Here is a 26,428-nt window from a genome sequence, read left to right as displayed (position 1 = left end):
GTTCAGTCCGTCCCGGCCACTGTTGTTTGTCTTATTTTTCTTGATCTTTTTTCATTTGCGCCGAGACCTTTTTGGCCTGCTCGCGCTGCTGGTTCAAATGGTTCGCCTTATCATGGGCATACGCTGTGTACAAAGCCCCATAATCCAACTCATGACTTCGTAACGAACCGTCTCCCGCGTCAAACTTGTTAACCCGACTAAACCATGATGCCATAGTAAACTCCCCCAATGACCGTTTACCTGTATGATACCAAAGTTAGCGCTTAATTAAAGGGTTTCTAGCGAATTTGACGCGGAAACTTTAGATTTCCGGCAAATTATGGTTGTTCTGTTGATAAATAATGGGTAACTAGTGGGTAATGGTCGCTGCGTTCCATCGGGCGGCCCTGCCGGTAGTAGTGTGGTCGCTACAACCGGCAATGCCGCCCGGCGCCACTCCGCTAACATACCGATGCACAGTCAACTACTCAGTGTACATTATCGTAACTAACACCCCATTAGCTAGTATTCATCAATCTACTATTGGTTATCTTTTTCACTACTAGGTTAGCTGACCACAAGGTAATTCGCAGTCGAGGGCGGATAATCTACAAACCGGGTTAATTATCTTGTCATCCTTCACCTAATAGTTATTCATTTCAGGAATGTGAGTGGAATGGCGTAATTTGGCACGGCAGCGTGGTGTCGATGTCACTTGATGGCCGTTCTTTGGCCATTTAGTGACATGCGAGACGAATAAGATCCACTCGAGAGCCGCGCAGCGGAAATCGAGTTAGCTTATTCGCGAGCCACTACGCTGCCGTGCCAAATTACAGAATGCAACGGCCTACCAACGCAAAACAAAAAGCCTGAGCATCACTCGCTCAGGCTTTCAATAGTTAACGCTTAAAGCTCATCGCCCTCAGCCCGCAGAAGTTCACCTAATGCAGGTTGTTGCTTAGTATCGATGTGATACTTGTCAGCAAATTCAGCGACTGCATCCTTGCCGTAGAGTTTTTCATCTAATGGCATGTAGGCAGTGGCAACTGGATCGTCAGGTTTGATGATGGCGTTGATAACGATTGGCTTCTTGTTGCCGTTAGCTTGCAGGTCCTTGACCTTAGCAAACACATCGTTTAATTCGTCGATGGACTTAGCAGTAAAGCCGATCCCACCGAGGCCTTCAGCAACCTTTGCCCAGTCAGCTGGGGTCAGGTCGACGCCGTAGAAGTGTTGTTTCGTTTCAGCTTGTTCGTAGTAGATGAACCCAAACCGATCGTTTGAGAGGACCACGTTAATGACTGGTAATTCATAACGGGCTTCAGTGATGACGTCTTGTTCCACCATGGCGAACCCACCGTCACCGGAAAGTGACCATGCTTGAGCATCTGGCACACTTAACGCACCGGCTAACCCACCAGGCAGGCCAAAGCCCATGGTTGCGAACAGTCCGGAAATAGCGAAGCGTTGGTTCTTGTTCATTGGTAATCCACGAACGCCCCACTCGGAAACATTCCCGGTATCCACAGCGTAGGTATCGTTTGGCCCAGCGAGTTCAGCAATCTTAGCGGTCACTGATTCTGGGTTCAAGCCCTTGCTGTCATCCTTGGCTAATTGATCCAGCCGAGCATCCCAGTTCTTCTTGTTTTCTTGGTTTGCTTTCAGCCAAGTGCCAGCTGGTAAGGTCTCACCAGTGTCGATCAGGGCTTGCAGATAGGTCTTAGCATCCGCAATCACAGCGTAGTCAACGTCAACGGTCTTGCCAATATCAAAGGCGTTGGTGTTCACTTCAATGATTTTAACGTTCTTTGGCCAGAAGTTTGCGAATGGGAATTCTGAACCGAGGAATAAGATGAGATCCGTGTGTTGTAAGGCTTCGAAACCTGATTTAGTCTCTAAACGGCCAAACGTCCCAATGAAGTTTGGATGGTCAGTGCTGATGACACCAGTAGCTGGCACCGTGTTCATCACGGGAATGTTGAACTGTTCTGAGAATTTCGTCAAAACGTCTCTTGCGCCCAGCAGGCCACGGCCAGCGTAAATTAACGGATGTTTTGCGTTCTTCAATAGTTCAAGTGAATCGGTAATGGCTTTTGGATCAACAGTTTGCGTAAAGTTATCAGCTACAACTTTTGGTGTCTTGGATGGCACGTAGTCGATTTCCTTAGTCGTCAGGTCTTCAGGTAAGATCACAACGGCAACGCCGCTTTGACGATAAGCTTCACGAATCGCTTCGTTGATCACGTAAGGAATTTGTTCCGCGGTCGTCACAGTCCGGTTATAGACACCAACATCTGAAAACATTGGTGTTTCATCCATTTCTTGGAAGTAGTTGGTGTTCATTGAATCCTGGCCAACTTGCCCAACAATGGCAAGCACTGGCACGTGATCCATTTTGGCATCATATAACCCGTTAAATAAGTGGGTTGCGCCAGGACCAGCTGACCCAAAGGCCACGCCAATCTTACCAGTAAACTTAGCGTCGGCCGAAGCAGCGATTGCCCCTACTTCTTCGTGTCGAACCTGAATATACTTCACGCTATCTTGTTCGAGATATAAGCCTTCAACTGTGTGGTTAATGGATCCGCCTGGAATACCATAGACGTGATCAACGCCCCAATCAGCTAATGTTTTTACTAACGCTTGACCTGCCATCATTTTAGTCATGTGTCTCGCTCCCTAATCTACTTATAATCTCACTAGATAAAGGCTAGTGGTAACCTGACTCCTATTTACGAAATTCATTGTAGGACGTGAACAAAAAAAGGTCACGTAATTTGACTTACTTTTTGTAAGAATGTTGAACACGCGTGATTTAAAAAACGTGTTGCTTCCATTTAAAGGGTTCATTTTGATAATAATCAGATAATTTGACGCGCAATCGTCTAATTTAGAACGGCCATTCTAAATTAGAGTAACCGGAATTTCGACCTTTTTCAGTGGCTAATTGTTTCACGTGAAACATATCGGATTAGTGTGTCCGCTCGTCAACGATCTCCACATTCTCATCAATTTCATCATTATCGTCCGCCAAAACCAGCGTGTTATAGCGTGGCTGCAGCGTCAATTTCATATTCTCGCCAAGGAATTTTTCGGAATAGCCCTTAAAGTAGATGGTCCCCAGGTTAGAATCAAGGGCCTGATCATAGTCCGTATAAGGCATATCGTTGTTGATCAAAATTAACTGAAATGACACTTGAAGTGCCACTAAACCATGGTGCGAATATGGGCCAACCCCGTCGTCGTAGCTGAGTAACAGCCGGGTATCGTCTGTTAAATGTGCCTTGATCTTGTCGGCTGCGGCTTGCGAGATCTCTAGGTGTTTTGTCATTTTGCATTCCTTCTCTCTTTTGTTTGTGGGAACCTTTTACTGGTTCGAAGCTTTCTACTTATTTGGAGCTGAAACGTGTTCAGCAAGGCGAACGTGTAACGGACTCTGGCAAAAAATCCAGGCCCGGGATTTTCTTGATTGTCTTTCTATTAGCCTCGAGCCGAAACGTGTTCAGCAAGGCACGGGGCTAACGTGTAACGGACTCTGACCCGCCTTGCTTCACACTCTTTCCAAATTATCTTCCCATCCCCTCGTAAGCGCAACCAATTAGCTTTTAATTTATGCTAAACTAGAACCAACAGTATGGAGGTCAAGCTCATGACAACAGAAAAAATGACATGTCGCGCAACACGTTCCCTTACCAACCACCGGGTCTTTCCGGCTGATATTAACGAACACGGAACCGTCTTTGGTGGCCGGACCCTGGCCCTAGTTGATGATAGTTCCTCCGTTTCGGCTGCCCGGGTCTCAAAACAGATTCAGGTCACCGCAGCAATGGATCACATGCAGTTTCTAAATCCCTTTGCCGTTCCGGAAACCATGGTGATCGACTCCTACGTGACTGGCACCAGCAAGCGGTCCATGGAAGTCTTTGTGAAGGTCATGGGCGAAGACCTGACCACTGGTGGCCGTTTCCTTGGCTTCACCTGTTTCGTCACCTTTGTCACTGCAGCAAGTCCCGCCGACCCTGAATTGCCAGAAATCGTGCCCGAGACAGACGAGGAAAAATTTCTCTGCGCCGGCTATGAAGCACGCGTTCAAGAACGGAAAGCTGGTCGGGCTACCGAACGCGAAACGTTGACCCACATCGATCTTGAAGCCCCGGAATTTAAAAAATAACACCCTGTTGGCCTGCCATATTTGGCGGCTTTTTTGTTGTCAGTTTGACCACCCCACGCCAAAAGGCAATTGTATAAATATACACGTGTATACGTTCAGTGTTTTAATAAGAGGTCATACTTGTTGTTTCTATAACATACTAAATAAGGACCAGCCGCCTTCAACTTGAAAGTGGCTGGTCCTTATTATGACGCATTTAACAATCACACTATTACTAATAATTCTACTTAACCTTTGCAATCTTACCCTGCTCAATATAAACATCGAGAATGGCAATATCAGCTGGGTTGACCCCGCTGATCCGAGTTGCTTGGGCGACCGTTTCAGGCCGGATCTTGTTGAGCTTTTGATGGGCTTCAGTTGCGAGGCCATCAATGGCGTCGTAGTCGATGTTGTCAGGGATCTTCTTAGCTTCCATCTTCTTCATCTTGGCCACGTTCTCTTCGGCCTTCTTAATGTAACCAGCGTACTTGATCTGGACGTCGATCTCTTCCATCTCACGGCGATCCAGTGGCACATCGGGTGCGGGAATGAACTGCATCAGATCCTTATACGTCACTTGTGGGCGACGCAGGAAGTCTGCTGCCAAAACACCGTCCTTCAACGGCTTCTCATTATGAGACTGAACATAGGCATTCACAGCATCCGACGGCTTGACCCGCACCGTATTCAACCGCGCAATTTCGTTTTTAATGGTCTGACGCTTCTGGGTGAAGGCATCGTAACGTTCCTGAGAGATCAGGCCCAGTTCGTAACCCTTGTCCGTCAACCGCAGATCGGCGTTGTCGTGGCGCAAGATTAACCGGTACTCTGCCCGGCTGGTCAACAAACGGTAGGGTTCGTTCGTGCCCTTGGTGACCAAATCATCAATCATGACACCAATGTAGCCTTCAGAGCGTTTCATGATGAATTCGCCCTTGTCCAGTGCCCGCAGACCGGCGTTAATGCCGGCCATAATGCCCTGTCCAGCAGCCTCTTCGTAACCAGAAGTCCCGTTGGTCTGACCCGCTGTGAACAGGTTCTTGACCAGCTTAGTTTCCAACGTCGGCCGGAGTTGATAAGGTGAAACGACATCGTACTCGATGGCGTATCCTGGGCGCATCATTTCAGCGTGCTCGAGCCCCTTGATGGAGTGGAGGATCTTTTGCTGAACCTCTTCCGGCATCGACGTCGACAAGCCTTGAACATACCATTCATCCGTGTTCCGGCCCTCTGGTTCCAAGAACAGCTGATGGCGGCTCTTGTCAGCAAACCGAACGATCTTATCCTCAATGGATGGGCAGTAACGGGGGCCGACACCTTCGATAACACCGGTAAACATTGGCGCGCGATCCAGGTTATCCCGAATGATCTTATGCGTCGTTTCGTTGGTGTACGTCAGCCAGCAAGACAGCTGATTCTTCAATGACAGGTAGTTTTCATCCGGTGTTTCATAGCTGAAGTGGTTTGGCTCAACGTCGCCAGGTTGCTCCTCGGTCTGATCGTACTGAATCGTGTTGCCGTCAACTCGTGGCGGTGTCCCAGTCTTAAACCGCTTGAGTTCCAGACCGTACTTTTCCAAATTCTTAGTCAACTTCATGGCTGGCTGTGAGTTATTGGGCCCGGATGAATACATCAATTCTCCAATAATAATTTTCCCGCGGGCAGCAGTTCCAGCCGCGATCACCACGGCTTTAGCGCTGTACCGCGCACCCGTGTTGGTGATGACCCCTTTGCAGACGCCATCTTCAACGATCAGATCATCCACGATGCCTTGACGCAACGTGACGTTTGGTTCCTTTTCAAGGGTATGCTTCATTTCGGCGTGGTAGGCGTGCTTATCGGCCTGCGCGCGTAACGCCCGGACAGCAGGCCCCTTACCCGTGTTCAGCATCCGCATTTGCACGTAGGTCTTATCAATATTGCGGCCCATTTCACCGCCCAATGCGTCAATTTCGCGGACGACGATCCCCTTTGCGGGACCACCGACTGACGGGTTACATGGCATAAAAGCGACCATGTCCAAATTGATGGTCATCAGCAGGGTCTTATTGCCCATGCGCGCAGCTGCGAGCGTGGCCTCAACACCGGCATGGCCGGCACCTACGACAATGACATCGTAGTCTGTTCCTTGGTATGGTTGAATCTCAGGCATATCGTTTCTCTCCTTGACTGTTGCTCTTTTTTTAATCGTTATGAAATGACCATGGCCCCTTTAACAAGAACATGGTCTTGTGATAATTCGTGTGACGCCACGTACTTCATTGCATCGACCTTAGAGTGTCACATGCTACGCTGCAAGACGTTGTGAGTCAACGGATGTTACTTACCAACACAGAACTGGCTGAACAGTTGATCCAGCAACTCATCTTGGTAACTATCTCCGGTAATCTCTCCAAGGTCGTTCCAGCAACGCGTCATGTCGATTTGAACAAGGTCGACAGGCATCCCCGCAGAAATACCCGTCATGACGTCGTCGAGCGCCTGGCTTGCCTGATTTAACAGGCCAATGTGGCGCGCGTTAGTCACCATGACGTTTCCCTGACCGCTTTCGATGCCTTCATCAAAGAATAAGTGGGCGATTTCGTCCTGCAGCTCACTGACCCCTTGATTTTGCAGCATGGATGTCTTGATCAGCTTGGTATCCCCAGCCAATTTCGCCAATTCGTCCATGTCGAGCTTAAGCGGCAAGTCCGTTTTATTTAAAATGATAATGCGCTTCTCGTCAGCAGTGTCGGCTAATAGCTGCCGGTCGCCATCCGTTAATGGTTCACTGGTATCCAGTACCAGCAAGACCAGGTCAGCGGCACCAATTGCTTTTCTCGAGCGCTCAACACCGATTTTTTCAACCGTATCCTCCGTTTTACGGATACCGGCTGTATCAATCAGTTTAAGCGGCACGCCAGCCACGTTAACGTATTCTTCGATCACGTCACGGGTCGTCCCGGCAACGTCTGTCACAATGGCTTTATCTTCGTTTAACAGCTGATTAAGCAGGCTGGACTTCCCAACGTTTGGTCGGCCAACGATTGCCGTGGCCAACCCTTCTCTGAGAACCTTGCCCTGTTTTGCCGTTTTCAGTAACTGCTGAATCGACGCCTTAACGTCCTGCGCCTTTTCCAATAATAGTTTGGTCGTCATCGTTTCCACGTCGTCGTACTCCGGATAGTCGATGTTGACTTCAACTTGAGCCAACACCTCCAAGATATCCTGACGCAGACTTTTGATCAACCGTGAAAGATTGCCATCCAATTGATTCAGGGCAACCTTCATTGACTTATCCGTTTTTGCACGGATGAGGTCCATGACCGCTTCGGCCTGTGACAGATCGATCCGGCCGTTTAAGAAAGCGCGTTTGGTAAATTCACCTGGTTCAGCAAGCCGTGCCCCGTTACTGAGCACGAGTTGCAGGATCTCATTGGTGGCCATCAAGCCCCCGTGACAGTTGATCTCCAGCACGTCTTCACGGGTGTAAGTCTTTGGTGCCCGCATGACGGAGACCATGACTTCATCAACCTCTGACTGGGTCGCCGGATCAATAATATGGCCATAATTAATCGTGTGAGAGTTCACATTCTTCAAGTTTTTACCCTTAAATAACGGTTCGACAATATCAAAGACATTGTCCCCGCTCACCCGAATAATTGAAATACCACCCTCGCCAGGCGGTGTTGCAACGGCCGCAATCGTATCAAATTCACTTGTCGCTGTCATAGCGTTATCCCTCCTCATTGGAATTGTGACGAATTTCACGCACAAAAAAAGTGCGCATCCGTGCCCCTAACAGCACGGATAAAGCACTTTGACTACTTTATCTATTTAAGATAAGAATGATTGTCTACAATATTAATGGGAATCGGTCGTTTTGTCAAGACGAACAGGCAAAACAAGTGTTTGGATTTTGGTGTTTTTGTTTAAAAACATGGGTTCCTCGAGGTCTGAATTCCGTTGCATTCCGCAATTTGGCACTCCGTGTGGTGGCTCGCGACTGAGCTAACTCGATTTCCACTGCGTGGCTCTCGAGTGGATCTCAGTCGACTCGCACATCAGTAACCGACCAGCTTAACTTACCTATTGTGGAAACGTGTTCCGCAGGGCGAGCGGTGGAACGAAACGACCTTAGAGCGCTACTTTGACAACAGAAAGCCTTCCGGAAGGTAGAAAACGACAATTCATATATTTGAACGTACCACAAAAAGTGGCATCATTTAGGTGCAAATGCCACCATTTCATCGCTATTTAATTTTTAAAAATTTTAGTGAACTTGCATTTTCAAGTCAGCACAAAATAAGCATCCGTTCGATGCGTTAAAATTTTGTGGTTAGCGCGGTGAAATAACGACGGCGCGCTTTGGTTCGCTACCAGCTGAATACGTCATGACGTGGTCGTTATTGGCCAAAACAGCATGGATTTGCTTACGTTCGAAGGATGGCATCGGATCCAGGTAGACTGGTTTTCCGGTTGCGACAACTTCGCGCGCCATGTTTTCAGCTAGCCGGGTCAGCGTGTCAATTCGCCGACTCCGGTAATTAGCAACGTCTAATGTTACAACTAGTTTTGAGAAGCGTTTGTGATTTAAATAAACCTGAGCAAGACTCTGCATAGCGTTGATAGTCCGGCCGTGTTTACCGATCAGCAGTCCCTCAGCTTCAGTGTTAAAGTTAACGGTCACTTGACGGTGCTTGATCTCTGTCGTGCTGGTGGCATCAATGCCAAGCTGCGCAACGATTTCATCTAGGTAATCTTTTAGTTCAGCAACCACTTCAGCGTATGATTTCTTGCTGGTGGCTTCTGTTTCAAATTCAATAGTGGATGCTTCAGTTTCAGTAGTTTCTTCAGTGGTTGTTTCGGTGGTTGTTTCGGTTGTTGTCCGGTTCATGGGCTGTGCTTGCGGTTCTGTTGCCGCAGCGGCAGTCGCCTGGACGTCTGAGTGCGTGGTTTCGGTCTGTTTAGCAGTCACATCAACTTCTGCTTGACGCGCGCCAATGCCGAAAAAACCACGCCGAGGCGTTACTTGAACCGTGGTTTCGATTTCTGTTCTGGTTAAGCTCAATGCTTTTAAGCCGGCTTCAATAGCGGCTTCCACGGTATCGCCTTTAAATACAGTCATGGTAAATTCTCCCTTCATGGGTATAACCCCATTAGATATAGTATATCATGGTCCCTCTTAATAATAGCGCAAAATTAAGTGTTAGCGCTTTAAACTGGTGGTTTTTGTAGCAGAGCGCGGAAGAAAACGGGTTGAGACCAGAATATAAGGACAAGAAGTGGGAAATCCCGGGTCTGGATTTGTCACTTCTTGCCCTTATATGGCCGGTCTCAGTTTTCTGGAGCGCGTTTCGACTCAGTGGCCTAGAAGAGAGCGCGGAAGAAAACGGGTTGAGACCAGAATATAAGGGCAAGAAGTGGGAAATCCCGGGTTTGGATTTGTCACTTCTTGCCCTTATATGGCCGGTCTCAGTTTTCTGGAGCGCGTTTCGGCTAGATAAACTAGAAGACTCAAAAAACCTGATTCTCATATTTAATCTTCACACCGTATACTACCTTGTCATGCAGTTTCCTGAATCAGTTTACTACTCTGTGGTTCCTATGTATTTATGACACAACTGCAATCTGTGACGTGGACAATTGTGCCTAGTCACATCCCGTCCTTCTCTTAGCCTTTAGCCGAAACGTGCTCCCAAGGGCAAGGCCTTAACCGCCCTTTTTCCGCACTCTAAAAAACGCGCCACCCGGATTCACACCCGGGTGGCACGATTTTTTAGTTACTTACGACGAGATTGTTTTGCGCGTTTAACAGCTTTTTTGACCTTGCGATCATGTTCCTGTTTCTCGCGTTCCTGCGCCTCACGTTCACGCCGGATCTTCCAAGGATTTTGAATAACCAAGGTCTGACCCACTTGGAAAGCATTCGTTACAACCCAGTAAAGGGAAACGGCACTTGGCAAGCTTAAGGCGGTAATGAAAATGATAATTGGTGTCGTGACGGTCATCATGGTGGTCATCCCGTTTGATTCGGGTTGGCCTTGCATCATGAGCCACGAACTAAAGAACGTAAAGACGGCAGCCAAAATCGGTAAGATAAAGTAAGGATCTCGAGACCCTAATTGCAGCCATAAGAAACTCCCTGTCCGCAACACGTGCGTTCTAAAGATCGCCTGATACAATGCCCAAATGATTGGCAGTTGAATAACCATTGGCAAACAACCAGCCACTGGGTTGACCCCAGCTTCGCTATAGAGCTTTTGCTGCTCTTCACGCAGTTTAGCCATTGTTTCTTGATCTTTAGATGAGTATTTCTTTTGCAGTGCTTTTAACTGCGGCTGAATTTCTTGGGTCTTGCGCATACTTCTGGTTTGGAAGATCATCAATGGCAAAATAATGATCCGGACGATAATCGTGAAAACGATGATCCCGATACCATAACTCCCATTAAAGAGGTTCGACAACCAGATAATTGCTCTCGAGAAGTTTAGTAAAACAACGCCATCCCAAAAACCGGTACTGTGACTCGTAATCGGCTGATTACCACAGGCGGTCAAGAAAACGGCTAGCGCGACAATGCTACCCATCGTCGCAAAGCGTTTTAATTTTTTCACTAGTCTTCCTCGCTGTACTCAGTATCAAGCAATTTTGCAAGTTTTAAAACGTGAATCAAGTGCGCCTTAATGTCCGGCATGGGCATCTCAGACGTGGTTGGCCGAGCGATGACGAGAATATCAACGTCCTGCTTCAAGAACGGCTTCAGTTCCAGCAAGGATTGCCGAATCCGCCGCTTGACCCAGTTACGATGAACCGCGTTGCCGATCTTCTTACCAACAGAGATGCCCACCCGGAAATGCTTCTGGTTAGGTTTCTCCATTTTATATAGAACAAATTGCCGGTTGGCAACTGATTGGCGCGCTTCAAAGACTTCTTGAAACTCGGTCTCCTTTTTAACGCGGTAAGATTTTCGCATAGTGCATCTCCAAAGGTGGAATCTCTGGTCATAAAAATAAAAGACCACTGACGGTCAGTGGTCTTATGCAGACAATACTTTTCTACCTTTTTGACGTCTACGTGCTAAAACCTTACGGCCGTTACTCGTACTCATCCGCTTACGGAAACCATGTACCCGTGAACGATGACGCTTCTTAGGTTGATATGTGCGCTTCATTAGAACTAACACCTCCTGCGCTTTGTGGCGAAGAACCACTATATTTACATCGTAAAATGCATTTCTAAAATATAGTACCATACTCTCGCCTAAATACAAAGACTGAATTTAATTTTCTTGGGTTTCTAAAATTTGTTTCATGACTTTAGCTTGTGGATAACCTGTGTATTTGGATTTTGAATTCACATCTTTTTAACTGAGTTATCCACCAATCCACACCCTGTGGTTTCGCAATCGTTTTTGGGTGTTCTTTCTGGGGACAAACGTGTGAAACACTTGATATAACTGTATTTGTTTTACACAACAGCCTGTGGATAAAAATGTTTCACAGAGACTTGTCCACAGTTATCCACACCCCTGTTAATAACTTCCAAACACCCTGTGAAACAATTATCCACAACGTAAAAAGGCTGTGGAAAACTTTTTTGTGGCATGCTAAACTGAATTTATCATTTCAATATTGGGGAGGTAACAAAACAGTGCTTGATTTAGACACCCTGTGGGGAGATATCAAGGATGACTTCCGAAAGCGAGTCGCACCAACGGCTTACACTACTTGGATCGATACTGCAGATCCCGTGAAGTTGACCAACCATCGTCTTACAATCAAGCTGCCGTCTGAGTTGCATCGGGATTATTGGAAACGCAATTTAACCCAACCGTTAGTTGAGTTTGCCTACGAAGCAACCCAAGAAGACATCCAGCCTGTCTTTGTCGTTGAAGATGAAGCGACTAACGCCACGGTGCCGCGAGAACCGGCCACCAATGCCCACAACGTTAGCCAAGACGCCAAATTGAACCCGAAATATACCTTTGACACCTTCGTTATTGGTAAGGGAAATCAAATGGCGCATGCCGCCGCCCTCGTCGTTTCAGAAGAACCCGGCTCCATGTACAATCCGCTCTTCTTCTATGGCGGCGTTGGTCTTGGAAAGACACACTTGATGCACGCGATCGGCAACAAGATGTTAAACGATGATCCGAACACAAAAGTAAAGTATGTGACCAGCGAAGCCTTTACCAACGACTTCATTACCGCGATCCAATCCAAAACGCAAGAACAGTTTCGAGAAGAATATCGCAACGTTGACCTGCTCCTCGTTGATGATATTCAATTTTTTGCCGATAAAGAAGGGACACAGGAAGAATTCTTCCATACCTTTAACGCCTTATATGATGACGGCAAGCAAATCGTCCTCACTTCTGACCGGTTACCGCATGAGATTCCGAAGTTGCAAGACCGCCTAGTTTCACGGTTTGCCTGGGGCTTGTCCGTTGACATTACCCCACCGGACCTCGAAACGCGGATCGCGATTCTGCGCAACAAAGCCACTGCGGACGCGATCGACATCCCTGATGAAACACTGAGTTATATCGCCAGCCACATTGACTCCAACGTGCGTGAACTTGAAGGCGCCTTAGCCCGAGTCCACGCCTATTCGAAGCTGGTCCACCAGCCGATCACAACTGAATTAGTCGCGACTTCCTTGAAGAGCTTAAAGCTCGACAAGCATAGTAGTGGAGTCACGATCCCATCCATCCAAGAAAAGGTCGCTAAGTACTACCACGTCTCGCTGGCCGACTTGAAGGGTAAAAAACGGATGAAATCCATCGTCATGCCGCGTCAGATTGCCATGTACCTTTCTCGCGAACTGACGGATAGCTCGTTGCCAAAAATTGGGAACGAGTTTGGCGGTAAGGACCATACGACCGTCATCCACGCCTATGATAAGATTGCCGAAGCCCTCAAAACTGACAGCGACCTGCAAAGTGAAATTAGTAATCTTAAAACCGAGATCGACCGCTAGTTCATTTTTCTAAATCTGGATGACTAGCGATTATCTGATCCAAAGTAACTGAGCGTTAGATAGAAAGTAATCGATTGACAAAATAGGAAGTCGACTACTTTTTTTAATGCGTTAAGTAGGCTATTATTAAGCTAACTAGAACCTTCTATAGAAGAAAGTCACAATGAGGCCTGGGGATAAGTCTAAAAGTTATGCACAAGTTATCCACAAGTGGAAAACCTAGTAACACGTTATCTTAAGAAAACTTATCCACAGTATCAACCGCCCTACTACGACTATCTTTTAATCTTTATATTATGGATACTAAGGAGTGTCACTCAAAATGAAATTTACGATCAATCGTGCTGCGTTCTTAAAAGAACTCAATAACGTTTCGCGGGCTATTTCATCAAAGACCACGATTCCAATTTTAACTGGCTTGAAACTAGTTGCTGATGATAACGGCTTGACCTTAACTGGGTCCGATGCTGACATTTCCATTGAAGCTTTGATCCACGCTGATGACCCAGATAACCAGTTAGCTATTGAATCCACTGGTGCCATCGTGTTACCTGCCCGGTTCTTTGGCGACATCGTTAAGCGGCTGCCTGAAGACAACATGACGTTAGATGTGACAGAAGGTTTCCAAACAGAGATCACTTCTGGTTCAGCATCCTTCACAATTAACGGCTTGGACGCCAACAATTATCCACGCTTACCAGAAATTGATGCAACGGATGCCATCACCTTATCCGGCGACGTCTTCCGCGAACTCATTAATCAAACGGTTATCGCGGTCTCAAATCAGGAAAGTCGGCCAATCTTGACTGGTGTTCATTTCACGTTAGTTGACGACCAGCTACTGGCTGTGGCAACGGACAGTCACCGGTTATCACAACGCAAAATCACCCTGCCAACATCAGCATCAGCGACCTATGACGTCATCATTCCCGGTAAAAGTTTGACGGAACTGTCACGAATGATCAGCGATGACAATCCTGATGTTGAAATGCGCTTATCCGACAATCAAGTATTATTCACGATCGACGACCGCCTGTTTTATTCTCGGTTGTTGGAAGGCAACTACCCTGACACGTCACGCTTGATTCCAAAAGAAGCGACGACCAGTGCTGAGTTTGATGCAAAGAGCTTGCTGGCTTCGGTCGAACGTGCCTCTCTGTTGTCACATGAATCCCGGAATAACGTGGTCAAATTGACCCTGAACTCTGAGGATGGAAAGGCAACGATCTTCGGCAATTCCCCAGATGTTGGGAACGTTGAAGAAGAGTTGACACCAAAGGAATTGACTGGTGACGAACTGGAAATTTCCTTCAACCCAGATTACATGAAGGACGCCCTGCGTTCCTTCGGCCAAACAGAGATCCGCATTGCCTTCACATCACCATTGAGACCATTCACGCTGGTGCCAACTGAAGACAGTGAGAACTTTATTCAGTTGATTACGCCGGTGAGAACGTTTTAGAGAGTGTGGAAGAAGGCGGTTAAGGAGTGGAGCCTAAGTAACTTCGACCGAAAAAGGCTGGTTTTGCCTTTTTTGGTCGAAGTTACTTAGGTGCAACTCCTTGCCTTCTGGAACACGTTTCGGCAAAAGGCTAAGAGAAAGCAGTTGCCAGTAGCAATTTATAGCTTTCATCAGAAAATCCTGGTTTTGCTTTTTTTGGTCGAAGTTGCTTCTGCAGTAGCCCCCTGCCTTCTGGAACACGTTTCAACTCAAGGCTAATAGAAAGCAGCTGCCAAAAAAAGCAGTAACTTTCATTGGCCAATCCAGGTTTTATATTTGATGCTGGGTACCCAAAATGCACAAACCCGCATAACAGCAACCGTAAACCCAACAAATAAAACCAGTTTGTATCAAAATGAACAAGTAAATCAATCAAAAAAAGAGACTTATTCCAAAAATGGAATAAGTCTCTTTTTACATCAAAATAACTTTGTGAAAAATGGTAAGACACCAAATAGAACCTAACACCAGGTCTATCAAAATGGCCAAAGAGGCCGTCTGCTTGAAACTGATCATCCGCGAAGCAATAAAGAAGCAATATCAGTTGGACAAAAAGAGTACCTAACAGAGCGTTGCCTTAAAAAACGACAAACAGTCAATCAAATTAGCCATGACGCATACACATAACTGACGTGGCACATCTCTCAAAAAAATTATTGAATGTGCATTGCCGGTTTTTATCAGCCAAACCGATTCAAAATCTCGCCCGTAGTTCATTGACTAAGTCATCTTTTTATTTTCAAACATCAAAAGCAGTTTTCCATGTCTTAAACTAGCCAAATCAGCCCATATTCACCACAAATCACCCAACTTTTCGTTACATCCGTTCAAAGTCAGTCTCCGAAAATCCAAAAACAGGGGTAATTTCGCTGGAAACCATGAATTTTTAAATTCTAAGCGCATTTTGGCTGATTTTGATAAAAGACACATTCAAGCCAGAAAATCGCTCATATTGCTTGTACGTGATTGAAAGGTATACTTTTACCCTCAAAAAGCGTATAATTAGCAGAGAAAATGAAGGTGGGTGAAGCCGTGAAAAAGGAAGTTTTCATTGAGCCGCCATACATCACCTTGGGCCAGATGCTTAAAGAAGAAGCAATCGTTGGGTCCGGTGGTCAGGCGAAGTGGTATCTCAAAGAGCATGCCGTAGATGTTAATGGCGAACCGGACAATCGCCGGGGACGTAAGTTATATCCGGGTGATACGGTTGATGTCAAAGATGTCGGGCTATTTTTTATACGCTTAAATCAGGCTGAATAGTCATGAAATTACAGGCATTAGCGTTACACAATTTCCGCAATTACGACGACGTGACAGTGGCGTTTGGCGACGGGGTCAATGTCTTGCTGGGTGAAAATGCCCAGGGGAAGACGAACCTGCTGGAGGCCATTTATTTTTTGGCCTTAGCCCGCAATCACCGGACAAGTAGTGACCGCGACTTGATCAATTGGCAGGCGGAAACAGCGCAGGTGAAGGGTCGGGTGCAGAAGGCCAGCGGGAATACTCCGTTGGAACTGGATCTGTCAAAGCACGGTAAGCGTGCCAAGGTCAATCATTTAGAGCAGGCCAAGCTGTCCCGCTATGTTGGGCAGCTAAACGTGATCCTGTTCGCGCCAGAAGACCTGTCATTGGTCAAGGGGGCACCCCAGATTCGCCGCCGGTTTATGGATATGGAATTTGGCCAAATGAGCCAGAAGTATCTGTATAACTTGTCTCAATATCGGACAATTCTGAAACAACGTAATAAATACCTGAAGGAACTGGGTGCTAAACAGCAAAAGGACCTTGTTTTACTCGACGTGTTGTCGGATCAGCTGGCTAATTATGGCGCGCAGATCATGTTTCAACGCATCACGTTTTTAAAACAACTGGAGACCTGGGCCGCCCAGATCCACCAAGAAATCTCACAACAGCGCGAAACGCTGACCTTTCATTATGCGACGAGTATCGCTGACGATGCGTTAGTGGATACGGCACACATTTACGAGGCCTTAAAAGCCGGTTACGCGGCCAAGCGAGATAAAGAATTGTTTCAACGAACGACACTGCTGGGACCGCATCGTGATGACCTGAAATTCATTGTGAACGACAAGGACGTCGCCAGCTTTGGCTCTCAGGGGCAACAGCGGACCACAGCACTCAGCGTCAAGTTAGCGGAAATTGATTTAATGCACGAACAAACCGGCGAGTATCCCGTCCTGTTACTGGACGATGTTCTGTCGGAGCTCGATGATATGCGGCAGACTCACCTACTGACTGCCATACAAGACAAGGTGCAAACATTTTTGACCACCACGAGTCTAAGCGGGGTGGCCCAGAAGTTGATTCACCAACCAAAGATCTTCACCATCAACAACGGTCAGATCAGTTCTGAGTCGGACGATGGTGATGAGGACGCGTCTGCGGATGCGGCTGATGACGAGACTAACGGTATTTAGCAAAAGGAGGAATATCACTTGGCTGATAAGGAAGAAAGCAAGCAGGAAAAGGCACGCGAATACGATGCCAGCCAGATCCAAGTGTTGGAAGGACTTGAAGCGGTTCGGAAACGGCCCGGGATGTACATTGGGACGACGAGCTCACAAGGGCTGCACCACTTGGTCTGGGAAATCGTGGATAACGGGATCGATGAAGCTCTGGCAGGTTTCGCCGATGCCATCCATGTGACCGTTGAAAAGGACAACAGTATTACCGTTGTTGATAACGGTCGTGGGATCCCGGTTGACACGCAAAAGAAGACGGGGAAATCCGCTCTGGAAACCGTCTTTACGATCCTGCATGCCGGTGGTAAGTTCGGCGGCGGCGGGTACAAAGTTTCCGGTGGGCTGCATGGTGTGGGGGCATCCGTTGTGAACGCGCTGTCCTCCGAACTGGACGTTAAGGTCGTTCGGGACGGCAAGCGGTACTACATGGACTTTGCGTACGGCCACGTTAAGACCCCAATGAAGGTCATTGACGAAGGGTTACCAGAAAACATTCGCGGGACCACGGTGCACTTCTTGCCGGACCCAGATATTTTCCGGGAAACCACTACGTACGACATTAAGATCCTGACCACCCGGATCCGCGAGCTGGCTTTCTTAAACAAGGGTCTGCGCATTACTATCCGTGATGAGCGGCCTGACGAGCCAACTGAACAATCCTTTATGTACGAAGGCGGGATCCGTCATTACGTTGAATATTTAAATAAAAACAAGGATGTCATTTTCCCTGAACCAATCTATGTTGAAGGTGAAGAAAAGGGCATCACGGTTGAAGTTGCGTTGCAGTATACCGACGACTACCACTCAAACCTGTTGACGTTTACCAACAACATCCACACCTACGAAGGTGGGACGCATGAAGAAGGGTTCAAACGTGCTTTGACGCGGATCATCAACGACTATGCGCGCAAGAACAATCTCATGAAGGACAACGAGGATAACCTGAGCGGGGAAGATGTCCGTGAAGGCTTGACCGCCGTTGTCTCAGTTAAACATCCGGACCCACAATTTGAGGGTCAAACGAAGACGAAACTTGGGAACTCGGATGCCCGGACGGCCACTGACCACCTGTTTAGCGAACGTTTCTCGAAGTTCCTGATGGAAAACCCTGATGAAGCTAAGAAGATCGTTGATAAGGGGATGCTGGCTTCTAAGGCGCGGGTTGCAGCTAAGCGGGCGCGTGAAGTTACTCGAAAGAAGAGCGGCCTTGAAATCAGTAACCTGCCTGGTAAGTTAGCTGATAACACCAGTAAAGATCCAGCAATTTCTGAATTGTTCATCGTCGAAGGGGATTCCGCCGGCGGTTCTGCTAAGCAGGGTCGGTCACGGTTGACCCAAGCCATCCTACCAATTCGTGGGAAGATCTTAAACGTTGAAAAGGCCAGCATGGATCGCATCTTAGCCAACGAAGAAATCCGGTCACTGTTTACAGCGATGGGCACTGGGTTTGGCGAAGATTTCGATGTCAGCAAGGCAAACTACCACAAACTGATCATCATGACCGATGCCGATGTCGATGGCGCCCATATTCGGACGTTGTTGTTAACCTTGATCTACCGGTACATGCGGCCACTGCTTGAAGCAGGCTACGTTTACATTGCTCAGCCGCCGCTGTACCAGGTTCGCCAAGGGAAGATGCACCGTTACATCGATTCCGATGAAGAATTAAAAGACTTCGTCGGCCAGCTGCCACCGTCACCAAAACCAGCTATCCAACGGTACAAAGGGCTTGGTGAAATGGACGCTGAACAACTCTGGGAAACGACCATGGATCCAGAAAATCGTCGGTTGCTCCGAGTTGATGCCAGCGACGCCATGGATTCTAACGACGCGTTCACCACACTGATGGGCGATAAGGTCGAACCCCGGCGTGAATTTATTGAGCAGAATGCGAAGTATGTAGAAAACCTAGATGCCTAGAGTGTGGAAGAAGGCGGTTAAGGGGCGGAGCATAAGTAACTTTCGACAGAAAATCCCGGTTTTGGATTTTGTGCCGGAAGTTGCTTAGGTGCAACTCCTTGCCTTCTGGAACACGTTTCAGCTCAAGGCTAATAGAAAGCCGCTTGCAGGTAGCGATTTGTAGCTTATAAAATCCTAATTTTGGATTTTATGTCGAAAGTTACTTAGATGCCATTAACTCAATAAACAAAGTAAAACAACGTAGAAACGGACAAGCCAGAGGTTCAGACATCATGTCGCGGCCTCATTGATTGGAGGTTACTGATTTGGCTGATCAAGATTTACCAAATCGAATTCAAGATGTTGACTTGGCGAAAACCATGCGAACATCATTTCTAGATTATGCCATGAGTGTTATCGTGGCGCGGGCGTTGCCTGACGTTCGGGATGGGTTGAAACCCGTTCACCGACGGATCCTGTACGATATGCACGAACTGGGTGTTACCCCAGACAAGCCGTACAAGAAGTCGGCCAGAATCGTTGGGGACGTTTTGGGGAAGTATCACCCCCATGGTGATAGTGCGGTTTACGAGTCTATGGTCCGGATGGCCCAAGACTTTAGTTACCGTTACCCCCTTGTTGACGGTCATGGGAACTTTGGGTCCGTCGATGGTGACGGTGCCGCTGCCATGCGGTATACCGAAGCCCGTTTAAGCAAAATTGCGTTGGAAATGCTGCGTGATATCAACAAAGATACCATCGATTACCAACCCAACTATGACGATACCGAAAAGGAACCAACGGTGTTACCGGCACGGTTCCCAAACCTCTTAGTTAACGGAGCTTCAGGAATCGCCGTTGGGATGGCAACCAACATTCCACCGCACAACTTGGCGGAAGTCATCAGCGCCATTCACATCCTGATGAAGAATCCGGATGCAACGACCGCTGATCTGATGGAAGCTTTGCCAGGCCCCGATTTTCCTACCGGTGGCGTGGTCATGGGTAAATCCGGTATCCGGAAAGCCTATGAAACGGGTAAGGGGACCATTACCCTACGCGCTAAAGTTGAAATTGAATCTGATAAGAGCGGTAAGCAACGTATCGTTGCAACCGAAATTCCATACATGGTCAACAAGGCTAAGCTGATCGAACGGATCGCTGATTTAGCCCGTGACAAGCGAATCGAAGGCATCACGGATGTTAACGATGAGTCTGACCGTGAAGGGATGCGGATCGTGGTGGACGTTCGCCGCGATGCTAGTGCTGAGGTTATTTTAAACAACCTGTACAAGATGACATTGATGCAGACGTCGTTTGGGTTCAACATGCTGGCCATCGTTGCCGGTTCACCTAAAGTGCTCAGTTTGAAAGAAATCCTGCAGTACTACTTGGCGCACCAGTTGGAAGTCATTCAACGGCGGACCGCCTTCGAATTAAAGAAGGCGGAAGCGCGGGCGCACATTCTGGAAGGGTTAAAGATTGCCCTGGACCACATTGATGAGATCATTTCGATCATCCGTGGTTCCCAGACTGCCGACGTTGCTAAGACCGAATTAATGTCACGGTTCCCACTGTCAGATAAACAAGCCCAGGCCATTTTGGATATGCGGCTCGTTCGTTTGACCGGTTTGGAACGTGACAAGGTTGAGCACGAATACGATGAATTACAAAAGTCGATCACAGACTACAAAGCTATTTTGGCAAGTCGCGACCGGCAAAACCAGATCATTTACGAAGAGCTCTTGGAAATTCAAGAGAAGTTCGGCGATGATCGGCGGACTGAATTGATGGTTGGTGAAGTGCTGAGCCTCGAAGACGAAGACTTGATCGAAGAGGAAAACGTCATGGTTTCCCTCACCCATAACGGGTACATCAAACGCTTGCCAACGACCGAATTTAAGGCGCAAAACCGTGGCGGTCGTGGGATTCAGGGAATGGGCATCCATGATGATGACTTCATCGAACACCTGATTTCCACTTCGACCCATGACGTCCTGTTATTCTTTACCAACGCGGGTAAGGTTTACCGGATGAAGGGGTACGAAATTCCTGAATATGGGCGTTCCGCAAAGGGGATTCCGATCATTAACCTGCTGAATGTCGACTCGAAGGAGAGCATTCAAGCGGTGATCAATGTCTCGGATGCTGCTGGTGATCAAGAGAAGTATCTGTTCTTCACCACGTTGAAAGGAACGGTTAAACGAACTCCTGTCGACGAATTCTCTAACATTCGCAGCAATGGTCTGAAAGCCTTGAACTTGAAAGATGACGATGAGCTGATCAACGTGTCTATCGTGGACGCTGACCAGAACATGATCATTGGGACGCACTCCGGATATGCCGTTAGCTTCCAAGCAAGTGACGTACGGTCCATGGGCCGTTCCGCTACCGGTGTCCGTGGGGTTCGTCTTCGGGATGATGATTACGTGGTCGGTTCCGCCATTCTTGGCCCAACCAGCAACGTGTTTGTGATTTCCGAAAAGGGGTATGGCAAACAGACCCCAGCCGATGAATACGCCATGAAAGGCCGTGGTGGTAAGGGTATCAAGACCATTAACATCACTGAAAAGAACGGCCCACTGGCTGGTCTGACTACCGTTAACGGTGAGGAAGACATCATGTTGATCACTGATAAGGGTGTTATGATCCGGTTCGGCGTTGAAAACGTCTCACAAACGGGTCGGGCAACCTTAGGGATTCACTTGATTCGTCTGGATGACGATTCCAAGGTCGCTACGATGGCTGTTGTTGAAAAGGAAGACCCAGACGATGGTGATGACGCGCAGGATGTTACACCAACGGATGATGGCGGTTCAGATGGTGATGCACCAGTGATCACCAATGAAACCACTACTGGGACTGACACGTCATTAGACCGGTTACTAAACGCTGCTGATGCAGAAGACGATGACGACACCACAAATGATAGTGATGCCGACAACGACTCTGATTCAGGGATGCTGGGTAATCCGGATGATACGGATGACGATGACTAAACACTAAAACAAGAAACGTTGCTGGATGAAGATCTGGTGACGTTTTTTTGTGGTTAGAGTGGCAAGAGGATAGAAAATGATAATTGAATGGCCGTTCTATTATTGGACTGTGAGCTCGTGGCTTGATCCAGCAGCTGAACGACGCACTATTACTGGCCAGTGTTGGCGGAGTTAACGCTGCAATTAAAGCGTCAGTTTTATTTTTTTAAAAAGTCAAAAAAGAAAAAAACACCGCTCGTTTTGATTTCGTATATATAGGGTATACGAAATCTCTTGTCTAAATAAGCGTTGCATCTTAGCTGAAAATTTGCTAAAATACTATTTTGTGAGTAATCCATTCTCGGATAACTCTCCTTGCTCTCTTAAATCTAACTGAAGAGGGCCTGAAGTCCATAAGGAGGTGCAAATTTCATGAAGTATGAAATTACTTACATCATTCGCCCAGACCTTGACGACGCAGCTAAGACTGCCTTAGTTGACCGTTTCGACAAGGTTCTGACCGACAATGGTGCAGAATTGATTGATTCAAAAGACTGGAAGAAGCTTCGTTTCGCTTACGAAATCGGCGGCTACAGTGAAGGTGTATACCACATCGTTAACTTGAACTCCAACGACGACGCAGCTTTAAACGAATTCGACCGTCTTTCAAAGATCAGCGACGATATCTTACGTCACATGATCGTCAAACGCGAAGACTAATTTAGACATTCAACTATAACTAGATAGAGAGGAGCAATTCCTATGATCAACCGAGCATTGCTAACTGGACGCTTGACAAGAGATGTTGATTTACGGTACACCCCAAGTGGGGCGGCAGTTGGAAACTTTACGTTGGCTGTTGATCGGCAATTTACCAATCAAAACAACGAGCGTGAAGCAGATTTCATCAACTGTGTGATCTGGCGGAAATCTGCTGAAAATTTCGCTAACTTTACCCACAAGGGTGCGTTAGTTGGAATCGACGGCCGAATTCAAACCAGAAACTACGAAAACCAACAAGGTCAGCGTGTTTACGTTACCGAAGTGGTCGTTGATAACTTTGCACTGTTAGAACCGCGTTCAGCGAATAATAACAGTAACGGTAATTCCGGCAGTTATAACAACAACCAAAACGGCGGTAGCAATAACTACAACAGTGCGCCTGCTGGTAATAATAGTGCTCCTCAGAACAACAATCCGTTTGGTGATCCAAACACCAATGGTGCGGCTAACAACAATCAAAACAGCGGACAAAATCAGGCTGACCCGTTTGCAAATAACGGCGACAGCATTGATATTTCCGATGATGATTTGCCGTTCTAAACGGATCTGAATAGGAGGGAATAACATGGCTCAACAAAGAAGAGGCGGACGTCGTCGTCGTAAGGTCGACTTCATCGCTGCCAACCACATCGAATACATCGATTACAAAGATACTGACTTACTGAAGCGTTTTGTTTCAGAACGGGGCAAGATTTTGCCACGTCGGGTTACTGGTACTAGTGCCAAGAACCAACGTAAGTTAACAATCGCAATCAAGCGTTCACGCATCATGGGCTTAATGCCTTTCGTTGCCGAAGACTAATTGCAAAAAGGAAGGGACCACTGACTGGAGACGGTTGGGGGTCCCTTTTAGAGTGCAGAACCAGGGGCGGTTAAAGGGTGGAGCCTAGTGGACTTTGGTCATAAATTCCCGAACTTGGAATTTGTGACCGAAGTCCGCTAGGTGCAACCCTTTGCCCCGTGTCGCACGTTTCGGCTTGAGGACAGTAGAGGGCAAGGAGTGACAGGGACTTTTTACTGAATAACATCAAAAATAAGACCGACCACTTAGCACAGAAATGACTAGCCAAAATTAGTTTTTCATACTACTGTTGTGTTCGTTGCAGAATAAGGATATATAAAGCCTGACCATACAAAATCAAATTGATTTTATATGATCAGGCTTTTTTAGATATACTTTTCGGACTTCTTACTCATAAAACCGTATTAACATGCGTGTTCTACTGTTATCTAGCCGAAACGTGCGCCACAAACCAAAGACTTGCACAGAAGGCGACTATGATATAAAATCCTGGGTTTGGATTTTGTATCATAGTCGCCTTCTGCTCCAGTCTTTAACCGGTTTGCTCTGCACTCTAACGCTATGTAGTCGGCAAGCCGTCTCGACCTTCTGAACGCATTGCTGCGCCGATCGTTTTTGCTTGCCATGGTTTGGCACCGTGGGTAAGTATCGCATGTTGGGTGGGTGGTGTCAAGATGTAAACGATTTAGAATTTGAATCTTACATAAAATTAAAATACGCTATAAATATTAAAATAAAATGATAGAATGTAAGACAACGAAATGGAGGTAACGCTATGTCACTTGAAGCTGTTGAACAGTATTTTGAACCTTATGGCCTTTCTGACCGGATTCACGTTTTCCATGAATCAACGGCCACGGTTGCCGAAGCGGCTGCGACCCTTGGCATCGACCCTGATCAGATTGCAAAAACGCTCGCCTTTGACGTTGACGGGCAAGCCGTCGTAGTTGTTGCGAGTGGTCTTTCCCGCGTCGCTAACGGCAAATTTAAGCGCGCATTCGGCAAACGGGCTAACATGATCCACCGCGATGAGGTTGAAGCTCGAATCGGACACGCGGTTGGCGGAGTTTGTCCCTTTGCACTGAACCCGGATGTGAAAGTTTATCTGGATGAGTCGCTTAAAAAGTACGACACGCTTTATCCAGATGCTGGCGATACCAATGCCGCTATTCGGTTATCGTTAGCTGAACTTGAACAGTATTCGCATCCCACTGGGTGGGTCGATGTGGCTAAAGAGACCAACTAAAAAGACCGCTCATTTCTGAGCGGCCTTCGATCTGGGTAGTCATTTAGTTATCTTATTTCTTAAATGATCGGGTGGTAAAGGCAATCAGTAACGCAACTACGGACAGCACAACTGGCAGATAAACGGCCATGTGCACACCGGCCGTGAAGGCACCCTGTGCGCTTGCGTGACTGGCGGCTTCACCAATGCCCAGCAAACTCGTTGCTAAAGCGGTTGAAATTGCACCGATGATCTGTTGCAACGTATTCATGATGGTACTGCCATCACCAGACGCAGGCCCCTTTAATGCACTCAGAGCATGTGTTTGAGCTGGTGACATAGCCAGAGGACAGCCAATCATTAAAACGACGTGAGCGGCAATTACAAAGGCCACAGCGGTGTGTGTACTGGTGGTCAGCAGCATGATAGCACCAATCAGTGCAATCAGGAACCCTAACCGCGTCAGCCATTTGGCACCGAAATTATCAAATAAGTTTCCTGAAACAGCTGAGACCAGTGCATTTACAATACCACCAGGCAACATGATGATCCCGGTCATTGCAACGGGCAACAGGAGTCCCTTTTGCATGTACATTGGCAGAATGTACATAGCTGATAGGATGATGCCAAAGTCAAGCATGACCATCAAAGCGCCGGCTCGGAAAGCAGGATTAGCGAAGATCTTCAAGTTCAAGATTGGTTCGGCAATGTGGACTTGGCGGTAAGCGTAAACGACTAAGACAATGATGCCAAATAGCAGCAGACCTAACACAAGTGGGGATCCCCAGCCTTTTGAGCTGGCGAAACTGACAGCGGTCACGATGCTGGCAAACCCGACGACACTGGTTAGGATCGAAAGCACATCGATTTTTGGTTTACTAATGTTACCAACATTTTCCAGTGATGTCAGTGCAAATACTAGTGCGATCAACAGGAATGGGACAAAGGCCCAGAAGATCCAATGCCAAGAAAGTTTGGCTAAAATCAATCCGGTCAGCGTTGGGCCAATGGCTGGTGCAAACATGATGACCATGGCACAGGCACCCATTGCTGCCCCAAGTTTAGCCGGCGCAAAGACCTGCATAGCAACCGTGAACATCAGCGGCAAGATTAGGCCAGTAGCGATACCCTGAATCATCCGGCCGAATAATAGAATTGGAAAACTTGGTGCCAACGCTGCGATAACGGCGCCAACTAAGAAGTCCAATAATCCGAAGATAACGACTTGCCGGGTAGTAAACCACTTGGTGATCAGACTGTTTAACGGTAAAACAATTCCGATGACTAACATGTAGCCGGTGACCAGCCACTGAACGGTGGCGGTCGAAATACTCAGGCTGACCATTAGTTTTGGCAGGGCAATGTTTAATGATGTTTCACTAAACATCCCCACGAAAGCGCCAATTAACATACTGGCCATGGCGAGAGCGGGGTGCTTGACCACGACCCGGGGCCGTGACGCACTCATTGTAGCTTGTTGTTCCATGAATAATACCTCTTTCTTGAAAATGGATGCTTTTTCACAATTGGTTACACTACCAGAAAATTGGCGGCTTCGTAAGTGTTTTTTTGAGAAGAGTGGAAGAAAGCGGTTAGAAGGTGGAGCACAAGTTGACTCTGACATAAATTCCCGGTCCTGGAATTTATGTCAGAGTCGGCTTGTG

General features: G+C 47.4%; 22 protein-coding genes. 11 read left to right on the top strand and 11 right to left on the bottom strand.

Features of this window, described 5'->3' with window-relative positions; translation table 11 throughout:
• Nucleotides 1–31 precede the first annotated feature (31 nt).
• The 3 genes from AYR61_RS04680 to AYR61_RS04670 all read right to left on the bottom strand — a co-directional run bounded on the left by AYR61_RS04680 (nucleotide 32) and on the right by AYR61_RS04670 (nucleotide 3,310).
• A complete protein-coding gene (locus AYR61_RS04680) occupies nucleotides 32–214 on the bottom strand; it encodes a hypothetical protein (RefSeq protein WP_054710734.1) in 183 nt (60 codons plus the stop codon).
• A 671-nt stretch (nucleotides 215–885) separates the two neighbouring features.
• Entirely contained in the window at nucleotides 886–2,646 is a 1,761-nt protein-coding gene (locus tag AYR61_RS04675) for a thiamine pyrophosphate-binding protein (RefSeq protein ID WP_056987236.1), read from the bottom strand.
• Between the two features lie 304 nt (nucleotides 2,647–2,950).
• Nucleotides 2,951–3,310, bottom strand: a complete 360-nt coding sequence (locus AYR61_RS04670; protein WP_065901890.1) for an iron-sulfur cluster biosynthesis family protein — start codon at nucleotides 3,308–3,310, stop codon at nucleotides 2,951–2,953.
• Between the two features lie 318 nt (nucleotides 3,311–3,628).
• On the opposite strand from AYR61_RS04670, the gene AYR61_RS04665 reads away from it, so the two are divergent.
• A complete protein-coding gene (locus AYR61_RS04665; protein ID WP_056987235.1) occupies nucleotides 3,629–4,150 on the top strand; it encodes an acyl-CoA thioesterase in 522 nt (173 codons plus the stop codon).
• A 223-nt stretch (nucleotides 4,151–4,373) separates the two neighbouring features.
• On the opposite strand, the gene mnmG is transcribed toward AYR61_RS04665, so the two are convergent.
• From mnmG to rpmH, 6 genes are all read right to left on the bottom strand, one after another.
• Nucleotides 4,374–6,284, bottom strand: a complete 1,911-nt coding sequence (mnmG, locus tag AYR61_RS04660) for a tRNA uridine-5-carboxymethylaminomethyl(34) synthesis enzyme MnmG (protein ID WP_056987234.1) — start codon at nucleotides 6,282–6,284, stop codon at nucleotides 4,374–4,376.
• Between the two features lie 167 nt (nucleotides 6,285–6,451).
• Complete coding sequence (gene mnmE / locus AYR61_RS04655; RefSeq protein ID WP_065901889.1) at nucleotides 6,452–7,843, bottom strand: tRNA uridine-5-carboxymethylaminomethyl(34) synthesis GTPase MnmE; 1,392 nt, start codon at nucleotides 7,841–7,843, stop codon at nucleotides 6,452–6,454.
• 607 nt (nucleotides 7,844–8,450) lie between these two features.
• Nucleotides 8,451–9,239 (bottom strand): RNA-binding cell elongation regulator Jag/EloR, encoded by a 789-nt coding sequence (gene jag / locus AYR61_RS04650; RefSeq protein ID WP_065903788.1) that lies wholly within the window; start codon nucleotides 9,237–9,239, stop codon nucleotides 8,451–8,453.
• 655 nt (nucleotides 9,240–9,894) lie between these two features.
• Nucleotides 9,895–10,701, bottom strand: coding sequence for a membrane protein insertase YidC (gene yidC, locus AYR61_RS04640; protein WP_054710746.1), 807 nt, complete (start codon nucleotides 10,699–10,701; stop codon nucleotides 9,895–9,897).
• A gap of 26 nt (nucleotides 10,702–10,727) precedes the next feature.
• Nucleotides 10,728–11,087, bottom strand: coding sequence for a ribonuclease P protein component (gene rnpA, locus AYR61_RS04635; RefSeq protein WP_054710729.1), 360 nt, complete (start codon nucleotides 11,085–11,087; stop codon nucleotides 10,728–10,730).
• Nucleotides 11,088–11,150: 63 nt separating this feature from the next.
• Nucleotides 11,151–11,285, bottom strand: coding sequence for a 50S ribosomal protein L34 (gene rpmH, locus AYR61_RS14830; protein ID WP_054702263.1), 135 nt, complete (start codon nucleotides 11,283–11,285; stop codon nucleotides 11,151–11,153).
• Nucleotides 11,286–11,764: 479 nt separating this feature from the next.
• Between rpmH and dnaA the strand changes: the two genes are divergently transcribed.
• Nucleotides 11,765–13,093 (top strand): chromosomal replication initiator protein DnaA, encoded by a 1,329-nt coding sequence (gene dnaA, locus AYR61_RS04630; RefSeq protein ID WP_065901887.1) that lies wholly within the window; start codon nucleotides 11,765–11,767, stop codon nucleotides 13,091–13,093.
• Nucleotides 13,094–13,415: 322 nt separating this feature from the next.
• Entirely contained in the window at nucleotides 13,416–14,555 is a 1,140-nt protein-coding gene (gene dnaN / locus AYR61_RS04625) for a DNA polymerase III subunit beta (protein WP_056987232.1), read from the top strand.
• Between the two features lie 130 nt (nucleotides 14,556–14,685).
• On the opposite strand, the gene AYR61_RS15135 is transcribed toward dnaN, so the two are convergent.
• Entirely contained in the window at nucleotides 14,686–14,970 is a 285-nt protein-coding gene (locus tag AYR61_RS15135; RefSeq protein ID WP_156652819.1) for a hypothetical protein, read from the bottom strand.
• Between the two features lie 638 nt (nucleotides 14,971–15,608).
• Here AYR61_RS15135 and yaaA point away from each other — a divergent pair.
• From yaaA to AYR61_RS04580, 8 genes are all read left to right on the top strand, one after another.
• Nucleotides 15,609–15,854, top strand: a complete 246-nt coding sequence (yaaA, locus tag AYR61_RS04615; protein ID WP_162231468.1) for a S4 domain-containing protein YaaA — start codon at nucleotides 15,609–15,611, stop codon at nucleotides 15,852–15,854.
• A gap of 2 nt (nucleotides 15,855–15,856) precedes the next feature.
• The gene (gene recF / locus AYR61_RS04610) at nucleotides 15,857–17,032 is read left to right on the top strand and encodes a DNA replication/repair protein RecF (RefSeq protein WP_065901883.1); all 1,176 of its coding nucleotides are present in this window, start codon (nucleotides 15,857–15,859) and stop codon (nucleotides 17,030–17,032) included.
• 18 nt (nucleotides 17,033–17,050) lie between these two features.
• Entirely contained in the window at nucleotides 17,051–18,997 is a 1,947-nt protein-coding gene (gyrB, locus tag AYR61_RS04605; protein WP_065901881.1) for a DNA topoisomerase (ATP-hydrolyzing) subunit B, read from the top strand.
• A 305-nt stretch (nucleotides 18,998–19,302) separates the two neighbouring features.
• On the top strand, nucleotides 19,303–21,975 hold the full coding sequence (gene gyrA, locus AYR61_RS04600) for a DNA gyrase subunit A (protein WP_083220032.1): 2,673 nt from the start codon (nucleotides 19,303–19,305) through the stop codon (nucleotides 21,973–21,975).
• A gap of 411 nt (nucleotides 21,976–22,386) precedes the next feature.
• Nucleotides 22,387–22,674, top strand: coding sequence for a 30S ribosomal protein S6 (gene rpsF / locus AYR61_RS04595; RefSeq protein ID WP_065901879.1), 288 nt, complete (start codon nucleotides 22,387–22,389; stop codon nucleotides 22,672–22,674).
• A 42-nt stretch (nucleotides 22,675–22,716) separates the two neighbouring features.
• Nucleotides 22,717–23,277: a single-stranded DNA-binding protein gene (gene ssb, locus AYR61_RS04590; RefSeq protein WP_054710715.1), complete on the top strand. Its 561-nt coding sequence runs from the start codon at nucleotides 22,717–22,719 to the stop codon at nucleotides 23,275–23,277.
• Between the two features lie 25 nt (nucleotides 23,278–23,302).
• On the top strand, nucleotides 23,303–23,539 hold the full coding sequence (gene rpsR / locus AYR61_RS04585) for a 30S ribosomal protein S18 (RefSeq protein WP_054710713.1): 237 nt from the start codon (nucleotides 23,303–23,305) through the stop codon (nucleotides 23,537–23,539).
• Between the two features lie 775 nt (nucleotides 23,540–24,314).
• Complete coding sequence (locus tag AYR61_RS04580) at nucleotides 24,315–24,785, top strand: YbaK/EbsC family protein (RefSeq protein ID WP_065901878.1); 471 nt, start codon at nucleotides 24,315–24,317, stop codon at nucleotides 24,783–24,785.
• A gap of 52 nt (nucleotides 24,786–24,837) precedes the next feature.
• Here AYR61_RS04580 and AYR61_RS04575 read toward each other — a convergent pair whose 3' ends face one another.
• Complete coding sequence (locus AYR61_RS04575; RefSeq protein ID WP_065901877.1) at nucleotides 24,838–26,250, bottom strand: DHA2 family efflux MFS transporter permease subunit; 1,413 nt, start codon at nucleotides 26,248–26,250, stop codon at nucleotides 24,838–24,840.
• Nucleotides 26,251–26,428: the final 178 nt, after the last annotated feature.

The organism is Secundilactobacillus paracollinoides, from assembly GCF_001702155.1.
Classification (GTDB): Bacteria; Bacillota; Bacilli; order Lactobacillales; family Lactobacillaceae; genus Secundilactobacillus; species Secundilactobacillus paracollinoides.
This window is presented reverse-complemented; position numbering and strand designations above follow the sequence as displayed.

Bases quoted from the DNA above. Each gene is read 5' to 3' on its own strand.
- rpsR (WP_054710713.1), top strand. From the start codon at position 23,303: ATGGCTCAACAAAGAAGAGGCGGACGTCGTCGTCGTAAGGTCGACTTC.
- mnmE (WP_065901889.1), bottom strand. From the start codon at position 7,843: ATGACAGCGACAAGTGAATTTGATACGATTGCGGCCGTTGCAACACCG.
- AYR61_RS04670 (WP_065901890.1), bottom strand. From the start codon at position 3,310: ATGACAAAACACCTAGAGATCTCGCAAGCCGCAGCCGACAAGATCAAG.
- yaaA (WP_162231468.1), top strand. From the start codon at position 15,609: ATGAAGGTGGGTGAAGCCGTGAAAAAGGAAGTTTTCATTGAGCCGCCA.
- rnpA (WP_054710729.1), bottom strand. From the start codon at position 11,087: ATGCGAAAATCTTACCGCGTTAAAAAGGAGACCGAGTTTCAAGAAGTC.
- recF (WP_065901883.1), top strand. From the start codon at position 15,857: ATGAAATTACAGGCATTAGCGTTACACAATTTCCGCAATTACGACGAC.
- jag (WP_065903788.1), bottom strand. From the start codon at position 9,239: ATGACTGTATTTAAAGGCGATACCGTGGAAGCCGCTATTGAAGCCGGC.
- mnmG (WP_056987234.1), bottom strand. From the start codon at position 6,284: ATGCCTGAGATTCAACCATACCAAGGAACAGACTACGATGTCATTGTC.
- rpsF (WP_065901879.1), top strand. From the start codon at position 22,387: ATGAAGTATGAAATTACTTACATCATTCGCCCAGACCTTGACGACGCA.
- rpmH (WP_054702263.1), bottom strand. From the start codon at position 11,285: ATGAAGCGCACATATCAACCTAAGAAGCGTCATCGTTCACGGGTACAT.
- dnaN (WP_056987232.1), top strand. From the start codon at position 13,416: ATGAAATTTACGATCAATCGTGCTGCGTTCTTAAAAGAACTCAATAAC.
- yidC (WP_054710746.1), bottom strand. From the start codon at position 10,701: ATGGGTAGCATTGTCGCGCTAGCCGTTTTCTTGACCGCCTGTGGTAAT.
- AYR61_RS04580 (WP_065901878.1), top strand. From the start codon at position 24,315: ATGTCACTTGAAGCTGTTGAACAGTATTTTGAACCTTATGGCCTTTCT.
- AYR61_RS04575 (WP_065901877.1), bottom strand. From the start codon at position 26,250: ATGGAACAACAAGCTACAATGAGTGCGTCACGGCCCCGGGTCGTGGTC.
- ssb (WP_054710715.1), top strand. From the start codon at position 22,717: ATGATCAACCGAGCATTGCTAACTGGACGCTTGACAAGAGATGTTGAT.
- AYR61_RS04675 (WP_056987236.1), bottom strand. From the start codon at position 2,646: ATGACTAAAATGATGGCAGGTCAAGCGTTAGTAAAAACATTAGCTGAT.
- AYR61_RS04680 (WP_054710734.1), bottom strand. From the start codon at position 214: ATGGCATCATGGTTTAGTCGGGTTAACAAGTTTGACGCGGGAGACGGT.
- AYR61_RS04665 (WP_056987235.1), top strand. From the start codon at position 3,629: ATGACAACAGAAAAAATGACATGTCGCGCAACACGTTCCCTTACCAAC.